The sequence below is a fragment of the Subtercola sp. YIM 133946 genome, from assembly GCF_036553535.1.
Classification (GTDB): domain Bacteria; phylum Actinomycetota; class Actinomycetes; order Actinomycetales; family Microbacteriaceae; genus Subtercola.
In genome coordinates, this window is sequence record NZ_JAZHPE010000051.1 from 1 (window position 1) to 15,578 (window position 15,578).

Consider the following 15,578-nt stretch of genomic DNA (forward strand, 5'->3'; position numbering starts at 1 on the left):
TAGCGGGCCGCAGGCACGCGTATCGAAACCACCCCATGCGGAAGGGTTTCGATACGCGACGCATCGCGTCGCTACTCAACCCGCGAACTCGCCACGAACGTTGGTTGAGTAGCGGGCCGCAGGCACGCGGATCGAAACCACCCCATGCGGAAGGGTTTCGATACGCGACGCAGCGCGTCGCTACTCAACCAGTGAGGGCGAGCTTCTCGCGGATCTGGCGCTTGGTGCGGCCGAGCATGCCGGTCATGCCCCTGATGCGCAGCGGCGACACGGCCTGGGTGAGCCCGAGCATCTGCGGAAAGTCGTCGGGAACGGCCAGCACCTCGTCGGCGGTCAGACCGCTGAGCCCCTGCGCGAGAATCGAGGCGAAGCCGCGCGTCGTGGGCGCCTCCGCGGGCGCGGTGGCGTACATGTGCACGACGCGGTCGGCGTCGACCTCGACGAAGATGAACACCGGCGACTGGCACTCGGTCACCTTCTCGAAGAGATCGGGATGATCGCGGTAGTGCTCGGGCAGGTCGGGCAGCTCGTTCGAGAACTCGAGCAGCAGCTGCAGCCGGTCTTTCTGCGTCAGCTCGAGGAAGTCGTCGCGAATCTCGGCCAGGGCCGGGTGCAGCGCCTCGCTGGGGGTGGACTCAGACAGCGGCATCGGCTACCTCGAGACGTGCTCGCCGCGGTCTGCGCCCTGCACGATGGGCACGCGCACGGCTGAGCCCCACTCGGTCCACGAACCGTCGTAGTTGCGCACGCCCTCGAAGCCGAGCAGGTGGGTGAGCACGAACCAGGTGTGGCTCGACCGTTCGCCGATGCGGCAGTAGGCGATCACGTCGTCACTGTCGTCGAGGCCCAGGCCCTCGCGGTAGATCTCGTTGAGGTCGTCGAGCGGCTTGAAGGTGCCGTCTTCGGCCGCCGCCTTCGCCCACGGCACGTTGTGCGCGCTCGGGATGTGGCCGGCCCGCAGGGCGCCCTCCTCGGGATAGGCCGGAGCGGTGGTGCGTTCTCCGCTGTACTCTTCGGCCGAGCGCACGTCGATGAGCTTTCCGCCCGCGTCGAGGTGGTCGAGCACGTCGTCTTTGAAGGCGCGGATCTCGACGTCGCTGCGCTCGGCGATCGGGTACTCGCGAGGGGTGATGTCGGGTTCGTCGGTGGTGATCGCGCGGCCCTCGGCGATCCACTTGTCGCGTCCGCCGTCGAGCAGCCGAACATCCTCGTGGCCGAACAGGCTGAACACCCAGAGGGTGTAGGCGGCCCACCAGTTGCTCTTGTCGCCGTAGATGACCACCGTCGAGTTGCGGTCGATACCACGGCTGCCGGCCAGCATGGCGAACTGCTCGCCGAAGATGTAGTCGCGGGTCACCGGGTCGTTGAGGTCGGTGTGCCAGTCGATCTTCACGGCGCCCGGAATGTGCCCGGTCTCATACAGCAGCACGTCTTCGTCGCTCTCGACGACGACGAGGTCGGTGTCGCCGAGGTGCTCAGCCAGCCATTCGGTGCTCACCAGACGGTTCGGGTGGGCGTACTCGGCGAATTTGGGCGTGGTGTCGGCTTCGACAGCCATTGTTACCTCCGGTTTGCGGCCGTGCGGCCGGTGGATCAAAGTGCGCTTTAATTACTGTGATGACAACTGACAGCGGCAGTACAACTATTCCCTTGCACCTTGTCGATCTGCGGCCCACCCTGAGCGGGGCCGAGATGGCTGCCGTGTTGGTTCCTCCGCGCCAGTTTGACACGGCATCCTTCGAGTCCTACAGGCCCGACCGCGATTACCCGTCACAGGGCGAAACACTGCACAGGGTGCGTGACTTCGCCAAGACGTGGGGGCCGGTCAAGTCGGGCGGCCTGTTCGGCCGCGGCAAGAAGGGCGCCGCCGCCGCCAAGCCGGGCATCTACCTCGACGGTGGGTTCGGTGTCGGCAAGACACATCTGCTCGCGGCCCTCTGGCACGCGGCACCGGGGCCCAAGTACTTCGGAACGTTCATCGAGTTCACCGCCCTGGTCGGCGCCCTCGGCTACGCCGAGACCGTGAAGCTGCTCACCGGCGCCACGCTCATCGCCATCGACGAGTTCGAGCTCGACGATCCGGGCGACACGATGATGATGACCCGCCTGCTCGGCGACCTGGTGGCCACAGGCACCAAGATCGCCGCGACCTCGAACACCCCGCCGAACGCGCTGGGCGAGGGTCGGTTCGCCGCCCAAGACTTTCTGCGCGAGATCCAGGCGCTGGCCGACCGCTTCGAGATCATCCGTATCGACGGCCTCGACTATCGCCGGCGAAACATCGAGGGGCACGCGCGCACCCTCGACCAGGCCGGCCTCGACGAGGCGGTGGCCGCTCTCGACGCCGCGGGCAGCCGCTACACCGTCGACTCGTTCGCCGAGGTCATCGGCTTTCTCGGCTCGATCCACCCGTCGAAGTACGTCAAGCTGCTCGACGGGCTCGACGCCCTCGTCATCACCGACGTCGAGGTTCTGCTCAACCAGACGGATGCCCTGCGGTTCGTCGCCTTCATCGACCGCGTCTACGACGCTCAGCTGCCCGTGTACGCCACCGGCCTGCCGCTCGACGAGGTCTTCGCCGGCGACATGATGAACGGCGGCTACCGCAAGAAGTACCTGCGTTCGGTGTCGCGGCTCATCGCGTCGACGCAGCGCTGACATACCCCCCGAAAGAGGGGTTCAAACTTCAATCGAATTGTCGGCAGCTCGAAACACAGTTGTTACAAAGCCGTCAATCGCGTTACGAACGCGAAACATAGATTCACTCCTCCCGAAACCTCGACCCACGAAGCTAATGGCGTAGCCGAGGCGAGCAGACCCGATTCGTGGGGTACGTCTGCGCACCGGTGCAATTACTCGGTTCGAGAGAGGTAAATTTTCGATGATGTTTCTAGCAGACGATCCAACAGCGCTAGACGTCCAAGGCTCGGTCAACGCCTTGTGGCTGCTGGTCGCCGCTGCCCTCGTTCTCATCATGACCCCCGGCGTCGCCTTCTTCTACGGCGGCATGGTCAAGGCGAAGAGCGTTGTCAGCATGATGATGATGAGCTTCGGCGCGATGGGCCTGGTCGGCGTGCTGTGGGTGTTCTATGGATACGGCATGTCGTTCGGTACGACCGCCATCCCCGGCCTGCTCGGCAACCCGTTCGACGGCTTCATCTTCTTGCAGAGCTTCCTCGGAATCGGTGACGGCGGTGGAATGGACCCCGACCTCGCCAGCCTCGCCTTCGTCGGATTCCAGGCGACCTTCGCCATCATCACCGTCGCCCTGATCTCGGGTGCGATCGCCGACCGCGCGAAGTTCGGGGCCTGGATGGTGTTCGCCGGGTTCTGGGTGACCATCGTGTACTTCCCTGTCGCGTTCTGGGTCTTCAACCTCTCTGAGGGCTGGGCGCCGACCTGGGGTGTCAACGACTTCGCCGGTGGTACCGCGGTGCACATCAACGCCGGCGCGGCGGGCCTCGCGCTCGCTCTCGTGCTCGGCAAGCGCATCGGGTTCCAGAAGGGCATCCAGAAGCCGCACAACGTTCCGCTGACCCTGCTCGGCGCCTCGCTGCTCTGGTTCGGCTGGTTCGGCTTCAACTCCGGTTCTGAGGCCGCCGTCGACGGTGTCGCCGCCATCGCCTGGATCAACACGCTCGCCGCCCCCGCCGCCGCCATCATCGGCTGGCTGATCGTCGAGAAGATCAAAGACGGCAAGGCAACCTCGATCGGCGCCGCATCGGGCGCCGTGACCGGCCTGGTCGCCATCACCCCCGCGTGTAACATCCTGACGCCCGGCTGGGGCCTGCTGCTCGGACTGCTGGCCGGTGCGCTCTGCTGCCTCACCATCGAGCTGAAGTTCAAGCTCGGCTTCGACGACTCGCTCGACGTGGTGGGCATCCACCTCATCGGTGGTCTGTTCGGTACCCTCTACATCGGTATCTTCGGCGCCGGCATCGGCCTGCTCGACACCGGCAGCTTCGCGCAGCTCGGCAAGCAGGCCGGCGCGGCGTTCGCGGTGATGGGTTACTCCTTCGTTCTCGCCTGGATCATCGGCACGATCATCCAGAAGACGATGGGCTTCCGTATCACGAGCGAAGACGAGATCGCGGGCGTCGACACTGTGGTTCACGGCGAAGAGAGCTACGCGCTCGACCCGGCCTGACAACCGCACCTGCACCAGCAGTAGACAGCAGAAGAACCGGGCGTCGCTCCTTCGGGAGGGCGCCCGGTTCTTCGTCGTTCCAGGGCCTGCTAGTCGCTCTTCAGCAGGTTCTCGCGCACCTGGCGGCGCAGCACCTTGCCGATGAGCGACACCGGCAACTCGTCGATCTCGACCACCCTGCGGGGCACCTTGTAGGCGGTCAGATGCTCGCGGCAGAAGTCGCGGATCGCCGTCTCGTCGAGCTGTTCGCCCGATTTCAGCACCACCGCAGCGACGACCTCCTCGTCGCCCCTCGGGCCCGGCAGCCCGATGACGGCCACGTCGTCGACGGTCGGGTGCATGCGAAGGGCGTCTTCGACCTCAGACGGCGCCACGTTGAAACCGCCCGTGATGATGAGCTCTTTGATGCGGTCGACGACCGACACGTAACCGTCTTCGCTCAGCGAGACGATGTCGCCGGTGCGGAACCAGCCGTCTTTCAGCAGAACATCCTTGGTCTGGTCGGGCTTGCGCCAGTACCCCTGGAACACCTGCGGGCCGCGGATGAGCAGCTCGCCGGCCTCGCCGAAGGCCCGGTCAGTCGCCACATCATCGGGGTCGACCACGCGGATCTCGGTGTTCGGAAACGGCAGCCCGATCGATCCGGCGCGGCGCGTGGGCCCCACCGGGTTGGCCAGGGCCACGGGCGAGGTCTCGGTGAGTCCGTACCCCTCCACCAGCCGACCGCCCGTGAGGTTCTCCCACAGCTCGACTGTCGGCACGGGCAGCGGCATCGCGCCCGAGATGGCGTACCGGATGCTCGTCAGGTCGATGCCCCGCTCGGTCGCGGCCTGGGCGAGACGCTGGTAGATCGGCGGCACCGCGGGCAGAAAGGTCGGTGGATGCTTCTTCGCCGCCTTCAGCACGAGGTCGACGTCGAACCGCGGCAGCAGCACGAGCCGCGCACCGATGCTCATCGCGAAGGTGAGGCAGAGCGTCAGCCCGTAGGCGTGGAAGAGCGGGAGCACGCCGTAGAAGACCTCGTCGCCGTCGTTCAGTCCGGGCACCCAGGCGCGCCCCTGCAGCGCGTTGACGTGCAGGTTGAGGTGGGTGAGGATCGCCCCCTTCGGCGTGCCCGTGGTGCCGCTCGTGTACTGCAACAGCGCGACGTCGTCGACACTGGGGCCGGGCACCGACGCTGCGATGCGGCGGTTCTGCAGCAGCGATTCCCACGTGGTGGTGTGGCGCACCTTGGCATAGAGGGCCGTGCGCGACTCGCGCGCCTTCTTCACCGGCAGCCGCAGGGCGATGCGTGTCGAGAGCGGCATGCCCCTCACGATGTCGACCGAGACGAGCTGTGTGATGCCGAGGTCGTCGGGCATGTTCTGGATGGTCTCGCACACCTTGTTCCAGGCGATCGCCACTGTCGCGCCGTGGTCTTCGAACTGGTGCCGCAGCTCGCGCGGTGTGTAGAGCGGATTGTGTTCGACCACGATCGCGCCGAGCCGCAGCACGGCGTAGAACGCCACGACATGGGCCGGGCAGTTCGGCAGCACCAGGGCGACCCGGTCGCCGTGCTTCACTCCGAGCGTGCGCAGGCCCTCGGCGGCCCGTTCGATCTGCTCGCCCAGCTCGCGGTAGGTCGTCTCCTGGCCGAAGAACTCCAGCGCGACAGAGCGGCCGAAGCGGGCGACGGAGTCGGCGATGAGGTCGACGAGCGAACCCGTCGGAAGCTCGATGTCACTCGGCACGCCTTCGGCGTAGCTCGACAGCCACGGCCGGGGAGTGGGTGATTCGACAGAACTGCTGGTGCTCATCAACGTGCGGGCTGCCCTTCGTGGCCTCGATGCCAAACTTCAGACCTCATTATGCGCACGATCGACAGGCCGGGCCGAAGTCGGCTGTCGACAACCCACAATCGCACCGGGATGTTCGCTTCGGCATTAGCACGAATCGTGAATCGGCGCCACGGTCTATTCGGCGTGCACGGGCCGCACGTACGCTGAATGACGAGCGATGCCCGAACTGGGGCACACAGAAGAAGGAGCAGCACTATGGGACTTCTTGACAACGCTAAAGAGGCCGCAGAGGCCACCGGCGAGAAGATCAGCCGCACCGTCGACGACGTCAAGGGGCGCGTGTCAGACAAGGCCGACGAAGCGAAGGCCAACGCCGACGTGAAAGCCGCCGAAAAGAACCGCGACGCGACTGAGGCGAAGAACGACTACAAAGAGAGCCTGCGCGACTAGGTTCTCTTCACCAGACTCGAGGCCCGGCTGCCCTGCGAACCGCAGGCACCGGGCCTCGTTCGTTCTGCCCACCGCACCATCGCCTAGGGTGTGCTCATGGGTAGGTTTCCGGGCTTCGTGCGCGCACTGTTCTCCGGTACGCCGAGGGTTTCTCGCGCACCGCGCGTCTCCCGCGCACCGGCGGCCGCGACGGCCACGGTGCAGGTCGATCCGCGCAGCGTCGCCGACGTGCGGCTCGGCTACGCACCCAAGGCAGACTCGCGGCCAGACCCGGGCGAGATCGTCTGGACGTGGGTGCCCTACGAGGAGAACGACGGCCGCGGCAAAGACCGCCCCGTGCTGATCGTGTCGCGACTGACCTCGTCGACGTGCCTCGGCGTGGCCCTGACGAGCAAGTCGCACGAGGGCGACCGGGGCTCGGTGGCCATCGGCTCGGGCGCCTGGGATCGCAGCGGCCGGGCATCCTGGGCCCGCATCGACCGTCTCTTCTGTGTGCACGACCGCGGTATGCGGAGGGAGGGGTCGGCTCTGGATGCCCGAACCTACGCCGTCGTCGCGCAGGCCATCAGGGCGCGCTACCGCTGGTAGACCGGCGCGTCAGGGGCCGTCGGGCGTCACCTCGTTCGCGGCAGGGCCGCCCGTGGTGTCGCGGTTCGCGGTCGTGAGGATGAGGTGCGCGACCAGCGCCGTCCAGCCGGTCTGGTGCGAGGCGCCGAGCCCCTGCCCGGTGTCGCCGTCGAAGTACTCGTAGAAGAACACGTTGTCGCGCCACCGCGGGTCGGTCGAGAGCAGGTCGTAGCGGGCATCCGCCGGTCGCCGGCCATCGCTGCCCGGTGTGAACAGCGAGATCAGCCGGGCCGAGAGCGCGTCTGCGACCTCGTCGAAGGTGAGGAAGGTGCCGGAGCCCTCGGGGAATTCGACCGTGGTCGTCGGCGAACCTGTGGCGCCGTAGTTGCGCAGGGCCTCGACGAAGAGCACGTTCAGCGGAAACCAGACCGGCCCGCGCCAGTTCGAGTTGCCGCCGAACAGCCCTGACGTCGACTCGGCCGGCTCGTAGTCGACCGACGCCTCGACGCCGTTCACCTCGACACTGAACGGATGGTCGCGGTGGTAGGCCGAGATGCCCCGGATGCCATGGTCGGAGAGCATGCCCTCTTCGTTGAACACCTTCGCCAGGATGCGTTTGAGGCGGTCGGGCGACACCAGGGCGAGCAGGAACGACGGCACCCCGTCTTTGTCGTGCTGGTGGAACGACTGCGCCATCTCGGGGTGGATCGACACAAACCACACCACCCGGTCGCGAAACTCGGGCAGCGCCACGAACTCGTTCGTGTCGAAGACCAGCGACGCCACCACCGGCACGAGCCCGACCAGCGAGCGCACCTTCATCGGAACGTCGCGGCCGTCGGCGAGGTGCAGCACGTCGTAGAAGAACGCATCCTCCTCATCCCACAGGCCGGTGGCGTTCGCCGAGTTCGCGATCTGCAGGAAGTGCTCGATGAACTTCGTCGCGACATCTTCGTACGAACGATCGTTGCCGGCCAGGCGCAGGGCGATGTTCAGCAGGTCGAGGGCGTACATCGCCATCCACGCCGTCGAGTCGGCCTGCTCGAGGTAGCCGACCTCGGGCGGCAGTTTCGACCGGTCGAGCGGGGCGATGTTGTCGAGGCCCATGAAGCCGCCCTCGAAGAGATTGTTCTCGCCGCGGTCTTTGTTGTTGGTCCACCAGGTGAAGTTCATCAGCAGCTTGTGGAAGACGCGGGCGAGGAAGCCGTAGTCGGTTCCGCCGTCGAGCAGGAAGACGTGCAGGGCCGCCCAGGCGTGCGTAGGCGGGTTCACGTCGGAGAAGTTCCACTCGTAGGCGGGCAACTGCCCGCTCGGGTGCATGTACCACTCGCGCAGCATCAGAATGAGCTGCGCCTTGGCGAACTCGGGGTCGATGTGCGCCAGCGTGACGCAGTGGAAGGCGAGATCCCAGGCGGCGAACCACGGGTACTCCCACGGGTCGGGCATCAGAATGACGTCGTGGGCGTCGAGATGCCGCCAGCTGCCGTTGCGCACCGCCGCACGGCCGGCCGGCGGCGGGGGAGTCGCGGGATCGCCGTCGAGCCACTTCTGAACGTTGAAGTGAAAGAACTGCTTCGACCAGAGCAGCCCGGCGAAGGCCTGCCGCAGCACGCGAGCCTCGTCGGCCGAGGCCGCCGACGGCGTCAGCTCGCGGTAGAACTCGTCGGCCTCGCGCCTGCGACGGTCGACCACCGCGTCATAGCTCGACGTGTCGATGCCGAGGTCGGCCGGCGCGGCGACGTCGAAGTGCGGCTCGTCCGCGCTCGTCAGCCGCACCCTGATCACCCGCGACTGGCCCGGCTGCAGCGTCACCTCGTAGTGCAGCGCCGCCTTGGTGCCGACCTCCTCGGGGTTGACCGTCGCCGCACCGTCGACGATGAAGTCGTTGATGCCGTCTTTCGGGTACGCAGGCGAATCGGCCGCGGCCTCGCCGAAGACGCGGGCGGTGTTCGTCTCGTTGTCGCAGAACAACGGATGCCCGTCACCCGCCACACCCGAACCCTCACCCTGCAGATACAGCATTGCGGTGCTCGCCTGTCGCCCGACCACGCGTGACCCCTCGCGCGACAGCTGCGGCTTCGGGTCTTCGTTCGCATACCCCCAGGCCCAGGTGTTGCGGTACCACAGTGTCGGCAGCACCTGGATGGTCGCGGCATCCGGCCCCGCGTTCTCGACCGTGATCTGCATGAGCAGGTCGTGCGCACCCTGCTTGGCATAGTCGACGGTCACCACCCAGTACCTCGATTTGTCGAAGACTCCGGTGTCGACGAGCTCGTACTCGGGCTCGGTCTTCGAGCGGTTCGCGTTCGTCTCGACGAGGTCGTTGTACGGGTAGGCGGCCTGCGGGTAGTGGTAGCGCCACGAGTTGAACGAGTGGGTGGGGGTGCCGTCGAGGTACCACCAGTACTCTTTGGCGTCTTCGCCGTGGTTGCCCTGCGGGCCGGCGAGGCCGAACATCCGCTCTTTCAGAATCGGGTCGGCGCCGTTGTGCAGGGCGAGGGCGAGACACCACTTCTGCCCCAGGTCGCTGAACCCGGCCATGCCGTCTTCGTTCCAGCGGTAGACGCGGCTGCGGGCGTGGTCGTGCGGAAACGACGCCCAGGCATCGCCGTCGGCGCTGTAGTCTTCGCGCACCGACCCCCACGCGCGCTCGGCGACGTACGGGCCCCAGTCGCGCCATTCGACCTCGCCGCTGTTCGCCTGCGCCAGCCGTCGGTGCTCTGCGTCGATGTCGTGCCCGTCAGTCGCCATAGGCTCATTCTGGCGTACAGCGTGCTCGTGCGGCATCGACCGCTCGGTTGGATGCTCGGCGAGGCGTCTCGGCCGCCGTCGCACGTCTGCCGCCTGAACGACGGTGGCCGCCGTGGCGCCCCGGCCGCCTGTGCCGCTAGCGGTCGACCCTGCGGTAACCGCTCTCGAGCAGGGTCTCGGCGCGGTCGCGGTAGAGCTCCTTGACGTTGCCAGGGCTCTCCGCCCACGAGTCGCCGGGCTCCATCGTGTGAAAGATCAGCCGGGCGAGGCGTTCGAGGTCACGCGGGGTGGTCTCCCGGGTGCGCCACTCGTCGGCGATGCGGGCCACGCTCTGCATCGTCTCTTCGTACGACTGGCGCAGATCGCCGATCGTCGCCTTCACGCGGTCGACGAACGGGGCGTCGGGGGAGCTGGGAACGTCGGTCGTGGCGTTCTTCTTCGGGTACGTGTTCCAGTCGGCACGTGCGCTGCCGTAGGGAGCCATCGGGTGAGGCCTTTCGGGTTCGAGACAAACGTCGAACGCGGTCATCTGCGCCCGACACCTACTCAATCTACGAGAAGCTGGAGAAAACTCAACACCCCAGAACGGGGAGACGGCGAGCTCACAGCCACCCCCGAGCGGGCTCGCAGTCTCGAGGGTCAGGATGGCCCTGTCGGCGGCCCCGCCGGCGCCCTGACGCCCCGGCGGATTGGTGGAGAACCATGCATGACCTGATCGACGATGCGGTGAAGGGCGGCGTTCTGCTCGCCGCGACGTGGGCTGTCGTGGCGGTGCCGGTCGCCCTCGTGCTGGGCCGCATCCTGCACGCCCGCGAGTCGCGGGGCTGACCCCGGCTCGCAACGAGAGCCCTCAGCCGTAACCATCGGCTGGAGCCGACAGCTCGAACCGTCGGCCGAAGGCGTCAGGGGCGGCGCCAGGCGAAGATCATGGCGGCACCGAGTAGAGCGACGACAGCGGCCGAAACGATCCAAAGAACGAGCACGATACCCCCCAGGTAGTCCTTCGACACTACCACCCCCGAACGGGGTACAAAAGTCTCACGGGGGGGGGGGGGGGCAAAGAAAGAACCCCGGCCTGAACGCTGTGACAGCGTCAGACCGGGGCTTGGGGGTGGGCGATACCGGACTCGAACCGATGACCTCTTCGGTGTGAAAGTGTCTAAGCCGGTTCAACCCTGTTCAGCGAAGTGCAACACGGTGCAACGACTCCCGCGCCGTTATAGGGATCGGGAGCCCCTGAGCTTCAGTCTCGTGACTTCTCGTTCAACATCGTGACGCGTGCGAGATTCAAAGTTTGCCCCAGATTTGCCCCAGACGGGGCAGGGAGCGCGAATGCGACATCATCATGCTGCACTGGCGCGAGGTGCGCGTAGATCATCGTGGTCGTAATGCTGGCGTGACCGAGCAGCTGCGACACTCGCTCGATCGGCACACCGCCTTGGATCAGCCACGACGCGTATGTATGCCGCAGATCGTGGATGGTCGGATTGAGATCCACGAGGCCGGCCGCCTTCACAGCCGGCGCCCACACCCGCTGTGAGAAGTTCCGGTCGTCCCGCGCCCCACCACGGGGCGCCGGGAACAGGAGCCCAGATCGGCACATGCCCTCCTTGTGGCGCAGCCCGCACGACGGCGCTGAGACGATCTGCAGTCGTTCCACGACCCACGGGAGCACAGGCACGTGTCGCTGCCGCTTGCCCTTCGGATACGGCTTGATCTCGGTACCGTCCCACACGTCCGCGATCGTCACCAGTCCGCGTCGCAGGTTGAGGTTGTGTGTGTGCTGGCCGGCCATCTCGCCCCAGCGGGCGCCGGTGCCGACAAGCCAGTCGAGGACCGCACGGTCAGTCTCTCCGGGGACCGCGCTGACGAGCGCGTGGTACTGCTCTTGAGTGAGGTAGACCTGCCGGCCGGGTGCGAGCGGTGCCAGCTTGATTCTGAGCGCGGGGTTCGCGCCGATCAGGTCCGCGTCGACGGCGGCAGACAACGACGAGACTAACACGTTCAGGATGCGGCGCACGGTCTTGCCAGCACGATACTTGGCAGGTTGACCCTCGCGGGCCGTGTTCTCGGCAGCGATGTCGTTGACCCACACCTGCACATCGTGCTTGCGGATGTCGATCAGAGGCCGATCCTTCCAGAACGGCATGATGTGTGTGCGAATCATGCTCGCCTCTGACGACCTCGTCGAGTTCTCGATGACACGGGCACGGTCCCAGCGCTCGAACCACTCGCCCCAGGTGATCTGGCCGAGCTTCGGGTCTCGCCATCCTGGCGTGCGCGCCTCAGCTTCGAGCTGCGCTGCCGCTCGTTCTGCTTGCGCCCTTCGGGAGTACTCCGAGGCGGTCGACCGACGGCCGCCATCCGCTACGCGATAGAGGCCGCGGTACTTCCCCGTAGGGAGCTTTTCTGCCCAAGCCATTTGGGTTCCTGTCGTGAGTTGAGGGGGAGCGAGAGGTACGTCTCGAGCATGTGCGGTGTGACGTCGAGTTCGAGGCACCACTGCGCCTGGTCGGTGTGGACTCTGGCGATCGCGGCGAGGTGGTCTGGTGCGATGAGGTGTCGGGCGGCCCAGCGGTCTGCGAGGAATTCGTTCCGGGGTGTGGAGTCGTCGTGTCCGAGGCAGACGTGACCGAGTTCATGGGCGAGGATGCTGCGCTCGTGAAGTGCCCGCATCCCTCGTTTGAGGATGATGGTGCGGCGTTCGGGGATCCAGAGGCCGTGAGCAGTGCGAAGCCGTCCGAAGACTACTTCGATGTTCAGCCGGTCGGCGTGTTCGAACGGGTCGTACATGTGCTCCCCAGCCTCAGAGTGTGTCGGGATCAATTTCCTTTGCGCTCGGGTCGAAGCCAGCTGCTTTCTTGTCGAACCGGTCGTTCAGCTCGTCTTCATCGATCGCAGAGAGATCATCGCCCCGACCTACGACACTGAGTCGAGGTCGGGGCGGCTTGGGCGTGCGTAATCCTGCCCAACCGAGCAAAGACGCGGGCTCAGTTTCGAACAGCAAGGCGAGGCCCTCGAGGTCTCGTATGTCGAATGCTCCCAGGCCCTGGAGCCTTCGGGAGACGTAGGACTGGGATCGTTCGATCGCCTCGGCCACCTCGGCCTGATTGACCTTCCTACGGGCCATGACACTGCGAATTTCTTCCGCGACGGACTCTACGAGGCCGGGTTCATTTATGCTCACGGAATGCAATTATGCCTATCCGCATGAACTATCGCAAGTAGACTTGAATATCTTGCCGAGGGTGGTAGCGTATGCGGCATGGAATCAAAGTTGCACCAGCGCATAGCGGCGGAGATCCGGGCGGATATGGCTCGGAAGAAAATCACGCAGTCGACTCTCATGGAGGCGCTGCTGATGACTCAGCCCTCTCTCTCGAAGCGGCTCACCGGTGAACGCCCTTTCACCCTGAGTGAGATGGAGAAGGTCTGCGGCGTACTGCGCATTGCTCCGAACGAGCTACTGCGTCGAGCCAACGATGTTGACCTCCAGGCGGCGGCGTCATGACCTTCCTCAGACTCACGAAGTTCCGGTGTGACTCCTGCTCAGCGGAAGAACTCGTTCGAGAGGGCGATGACTTCGAATTTCGGTCGATCAGTGCTCCGCATCGGGCAGAGACCCGTCAGCTGAAGGGTGACTCGGGCTCGATGGTCCGCGACGCCTTCAACGTCATCTTGGCACGGGGATGGCTGTTGACTCGCTACAGAGGGCTCGACGGACAATTTGTGCGCTACTCCCGATCCATCGCCATCGAAGAGCGTCTCACCTCGCCGCGCAGTCTGTTCACCATCTGCTCACGATGTGCGCCCTCGTGGGAGCCGCCATTCTCCGCGGCCGCTGAGGCCGAGTTGACCGAGCGAGCACGCTCTCTCGGGATGACAGAAGGCGAACTTGCCGTTCGGCGTGAGTTGTCCGAGCTCAAAGCCCGACTTGACGCCATCGAGTGCAGGGGGAGCCAGTCATGAACCGCTTCGACGTTGAAGAGACCGCGACCTACGCCCGGCGCCACCCAAACACGATTCGCCGCCTGCTCGAGTCTGGCGAGCTCCACGGCTCGCAGCCGAGGAAGGGCGGTCGCTGGCTCGTCAAAGAGGAGTGCGTTGACGCATACCTCGACGGCGTTCCCTGCCCTCACAAACAGAACGTGACTTCGATTGGCCAGAAGCGGGGCGCAGCGTGATCCGGACATTCCGGCGGGCGGCCGTCACCGCTCCTCAGTCCCAGCCCGAACTGCAGGCAGGGGGTCGTGTTCCTAGCGCGACCCCCACGACGCTCATGCGGCAGCTGCGCAACGCCGTCATCGATGAGGCGGTCATCTCGACCGCCGCCGTCCTCCCGATCGCTGCCCTCGTCGTCTGGGCCGCATCCCTCTCCACCAGGTAACAACCCCAGTTCTGCTGCGCCGCCACACCCAAGCGGCGCAGTTCTCATCAAGAAGAGAGAACCGCAATGAGCAGTGAATATTACGACCGCGCGGGACAGCCGATCAGTCGCGACGAGTGGGTCGAGACCTTCGACACCGACAAGATGGTCGCCAAGACCACAGTTGGCAACAGTGACGTGTCCACGGTGTACCTCGGCCTCAATCACAGCTGGGGTGATGGTCCGCCGCTGATCTTCGAGTCGATGATCTTCGGTGGTGCTCGTGACCAGGACCAGTACCGCTACTCGACCGAGGAGCAGGCGCTGGCGGGCCACCAGAAGCTCGTCGACGAGCTGGAGGCAGAGCGTTCGGCGGTCGCGAGGCATGTGCTCTGGCACTTCGGTGACCGGGCACACGGCCAGCAGCCGGGCCACTTCCTCGCCGCCCTGATGACCGCCTACGGGCTCGCTGATTCCGGCAACCGGGAGAAGCTCCGTGCCACGTTCCCGGACTACGGGACGGCCATGGATTCAGTGATGAACGAGCCTGATGGAGCACAGAAGCTCGTCGAGGTCGCGGGGGTGTTCCTGTGATGCGCCGGCGGTCGACCTACATTGCCCCTGAGCGCGTCGCCCTGGTGCGGAGTATCCGGTGGTCGCTCTGTGTGGCGACCGGTGCTGTCGGCGCCGTGCTGCTGGCTCTGACGTCGACGGGTGGTTTCTGATGCTGCGCCCGGTGCTGAGGCTCGCCCTCGCGCTCATCGTGTTGAGTTTCGTGGCTGCGGCTGCGTGGATTCGGTTGGGTGGGTCGAGCTGATGCAGACCATCGAAGCCATCGCGCCGGTCGAGATCGTCGAGGTCGACGAGCGCAGCGAGAATGCTCCGGCGTGCGAGTTCTTCAAAGTCGGCCGCGGGACGTGCAACGAGAAGCCCATCTGGATCGTCCGCCATCATTGCTGCGGGCTCACCTGGCTGTGCTGCGCAAAGCACATGGACGTTCTGTTGCCCTCAAACGAGACGTCGGTTGTCTACGGCTGTTCAAGGTGCCTGTCGACAGCTTCGTCTCTAAGGAGCATGGCTGACGTCATCCCGATCGGGAGCGCATCGTGAGCCGCCCAGTGGAGTTGTTCCGGTTCTGGGTCGGTGGTCTTCCGGTGCAGCAGGGCAGCAAGACTGTGTTCAACGGGCGGCCTGTGGACGCGAATCAGTCGAAGCTCAAGCCATGGCGCGGCCGCATCCGGGACGCGGCGGCGATGGCGTACGACGGCGAGCGGATCGACCAGGCCGCGATCGTGAACATCGAGTTCCGGTTCGAGCGGCCGAAGAGCGTGAAGCGCGAGTTCCCTTCGGTCGCTCCTGACCTCGACAAGCTCGTGCGCGCCGTCTTCGACGGCCTCACGGATTCCAAGATCTGGCGCGACGACTGCCTCGCTGTGGACCTTCACACGACGAAGCGTTACGCCGACCAAGCCGGGGCGCTCGTGCGTGTCGGCACCTACCCAACAAGAGAGAAGTGAGT

The 15,578-nt window shown here is 65.7% G+C and carries 19 protein-coding genes; 11 read left to right on the plus strand and 8 right to left on the minus strand.

The genetic code is table 11. From position 1 onward, the window contains the following. Positions 1-184 precede the first annotated feature (184 nt). Together V3W46_RS17630 and V3W46_RS17635 are read right to left on the minus strand one after the other, a co-directional pair. A complete protein-coding gene (locus tag V3W46_RS17630; protein WP_331784451.1) occupies positions 185-649 on the minus strand; it encodes a SufE family protein in 465 nt (154 codons plus the stop codon). 3 nt (positions 650-652) lie between these two features. Beyond that, positions 653-1,558, minus strand: a complete 906-nt coding sequence (locus V3W46_RS17635) for a sulfurtransferase (protein ID WP_331784452.1) — start codon at positions 1,556-1,558, stop codon at positions 653-655. 59 nt (positions 1,559-1,617) lie between these two features. On the opposite strand from V3W46_RS17635, the gene zapE reads away from it, so the two are divergent. Together zapE and V3W46_RS17645 are read left to right on the plus strand one after the other, a co-directional pair. Beyond that, positions 1,618-2,658: a cell division protein ZapE gene (gene zapE / locus V3W46_RS17640; protein WP_331784453.1), complete on the plus strand. Its 1,041-nt coding sequence runs from the start codon at positions 1,618-1,620 to the stop codon at positions 2,656-2,658. Positions 2,659-2,881: 223 nt separating this feature from the next. Continuing rightward, the gene (locus V3W46_RS17645) at positions 2,882-4,147 is read left to right on the plus strand and encodes an ammonium transporter (RefSeq protein ID WP_331784454.1); all 1,266 of its coding nucleotides are present in this window, start codon (positions 2,882-2,884) and stop codon (positions 4,145-4,147) included. Positions 4,148-4,236: 89 nt separating this feature from the next. Here the strand turns inward: V3W46_RS17645 and V3W46_RS17650 are convergent, their stop codons facing one another. Beyond that, the gene (locus tag V3W46_RS17650; RefSeq protein ID WP_331784455.1) at positions 4,237-5,943 is read right to left on the minus strand and encodes a long-chain-fatty-acid--CoA ligase; all 1,707 of its coding nucleotides are present in this window, start codon (positions 5,941-5,943) and stop codon (positions 4,237-4,239) included. Positions 5,944-6,180: 237 nt separating this feature from the next. On the opposite strand from V3W46_RS17650, the gene V3W46_RS17655 reads away from it, so the two are divergent. Next, on the plus strand, positions 6,181-6,375 hold the full coding sequence (locus V3W46_RS17655; protein ID WP_331784456.1) for a hypothetical protein: 195 nt from the start codon (positions 6,181-6,183) through the stop codon (positions 6,373-6,375). 96 nt (positions 6,376-6,471) lie between these two features. Next, positions 6,472-6,963: a type II toxin-antitoxin system PemK/MazF family toxin gene (locus V3W46_RS17660; RefSeq protein ID WP_331784457.1), complete on the plus strand. Its 492-nt coding sequence runs from the start codon at positions 6,472-6,474 to the stop codon at positions 6,961-6,963. A gap of 9 nt (positions 6,964-6,972) precedes the next feature. Here the strand turns inward: V3W46_RS17660 and V3W46_RS17665 are convergent, their stop codons facing one another. Further along, positions 6,973-9,693 carry an MGH1-like glycoside hydrolase domain-containing protein gene (locus V3W46_RS17665; RefSeq protein WP_331784458.1) on the minus strand — a complete coding sequence of 907 codons (2,721 nt, stop codon included), beginning with the start codon at positions 9,691-9,693 and terminating at the stop codon, positions 6,973-6,975. A 136-nt stretch (positions 9,694-9,829) separates the two neighbouring features. Continuing rightward, complete coding sequence (locus V3W46_RS17670) at positions 9,830-10,177, minus strand: hypothetical protein (protein WP_331784459.1); 348 nt, start codon at positions 10,175-10,177, stop codon at positions 9,830-9,832. A gap of 218 nt (positions 10,178-10,395) precedes the next feature. Between V3W46_RS17670 and V3W46_RS17675 the strand changes: the two genes are divergently transcribed. Beyond that, positions 10,396-10,521, plus strand: a complete 126-nt coding sequence (locus V3W46_RS17675) for a hypothetical protein (RefSeq protein WP_331784460.1) — start codon at positions 10,396-10,398, stop codon at positions 10,519-10,521. A gap of 415 nt (positions 10,522-10,936) precedes the next feature. Here the strand turns inward: V3W46_RS17675 and V3W46_RS17680 are convergent, their stop codons facing one another. The 3 genes from V3W46_RS17680 to V3W46_RS17690 are packed head-to-tail and all read right to left on the minus strand — an operon-like array spanning position 10,937 to position 12,880. Continuing rightward, positions 10,937-12,115, minus strand: a complete 1,179-nt coding sequence (locus tag V3W46_RS17680; protein WP_331784461.1) for a tyrosine-type recombinase/integrase — start codon at positions 12,113-12,115, stop codon at positions 10,937-10,939. Next, a complete protein-coding gene (locus V3W46_RS17685) occupies positions 12,061-12,486 on the minus strand; it encodes an ImmA/IrrE family metallo-endopeptidase (RefSeq protein WP_331784462.1) in 426 nt (141 codons plus the stop codon). The genes V3W46_RS17680 and V3W46_RS17685 overlap by 55 nt, the downstream gene beginning before the upstream one ends. 13 nt (positions 12,487-12,499) lie before the next feature. Then, positions 12,500-12,880: a helix-turn-helix domain-containing protein gene (locus V3W46_RS17690; RefSeq protein WP_331784463.1), complete on the minus strand. Its 381-nt coding sequence runs from the start codon at positions 12,878-12,880 to the stop codon at positions 12,500-12,502. Between the two features lie 78 nt (positions 12,881-12,958). Here V3W46_RS17690 and V3W46_RS17695 point away from each other — a divergent pair, with 78 nt between their 5' ends. The 6 genes from V3W46_RS17695 to V3W46_RS17720 all read left to right on the plus strand — a co-directional run bounded on the left by V3W46_RS17695 (position 12,959) and on the right by V3W46_RS17720 (position 15,576). After that, the gene (locus V3W46_RS17695; protein WP_331784464.1) at positions 12,959-13,204 is read left to right on the plus strand and encodes a helix-turn-helix domain-containing protein; all 246 of its coding nucleotides are present in this window, start codon (positions 12,959-12,961) and stop codon (positions 13,202-13,204) included. A gap of 454 nt (positions 13,205-13,658) precedes the next feature. Further along, on the plus strand, positions 13,659-13,877 hold the full coding sequence (locus V3W46_RS17700; RefSeq protein ID WP_331784465.1) for a helix-turn-helix domain-containing protein: 219 nt from the start codon (positions 13,659-13,661) through the stop codon (positions 13,875-13,877). Then, positions 13,874-14,080, plus strand: a complete 207-nt coding sequence (locus tag V3W46_RS17705; RefSeq protein WP_331784466.1) for a hypothetical protein — start codon at positions 13,874-13,876, stop codon at positions 14,078-14,080. Before V3W46_RS17700 ends, V3W46_RS17705 begins: the two co-directional genes overlap by 4 nt. 66 nt (positions 14,081-14,146) lie before the next feature. Next, on the plus strand, positions 14,147-14,653 hold the full coding sequence (locus V3W46_RS17710) for a hypothetical protein (protein ID WP_331784467.1): 507 nt from the start codon (positions 14,147-14,149) through the stop codon (positions 14,651-14,653). A gap of 222 nt (positions 14,654-14,875) precedes the next feature. Further along, the gene (locus V3W46_RS17715) at positions 14,876-15,169 is read left to right on the plus strand and encodes a hypothetical protein (RefSeq protein WP_331784468.1); all 294 of its coding nucleotides are present in this window, start codon (positions 14,876-14,878) and stop codon (positions 15,167-15,169) included. After that, positions 15,166-15,576, plus strand: a complete 411-nt coding sequence (locus V3W46_RS17720; protein ID WP_331784469.1) for a RusA family crossover junction endodeoxyribonuclease — start codon at positions 15,166-15,168, stop codon at positions 15,574-15,576. The genes V3W46_RS17715 and V3W46_RS17720 overlap by 4 nt, the downstream gene beginning before the upstream one ends. Positions 15,577-15,578 lie beyond the last annotated feature (2 nt).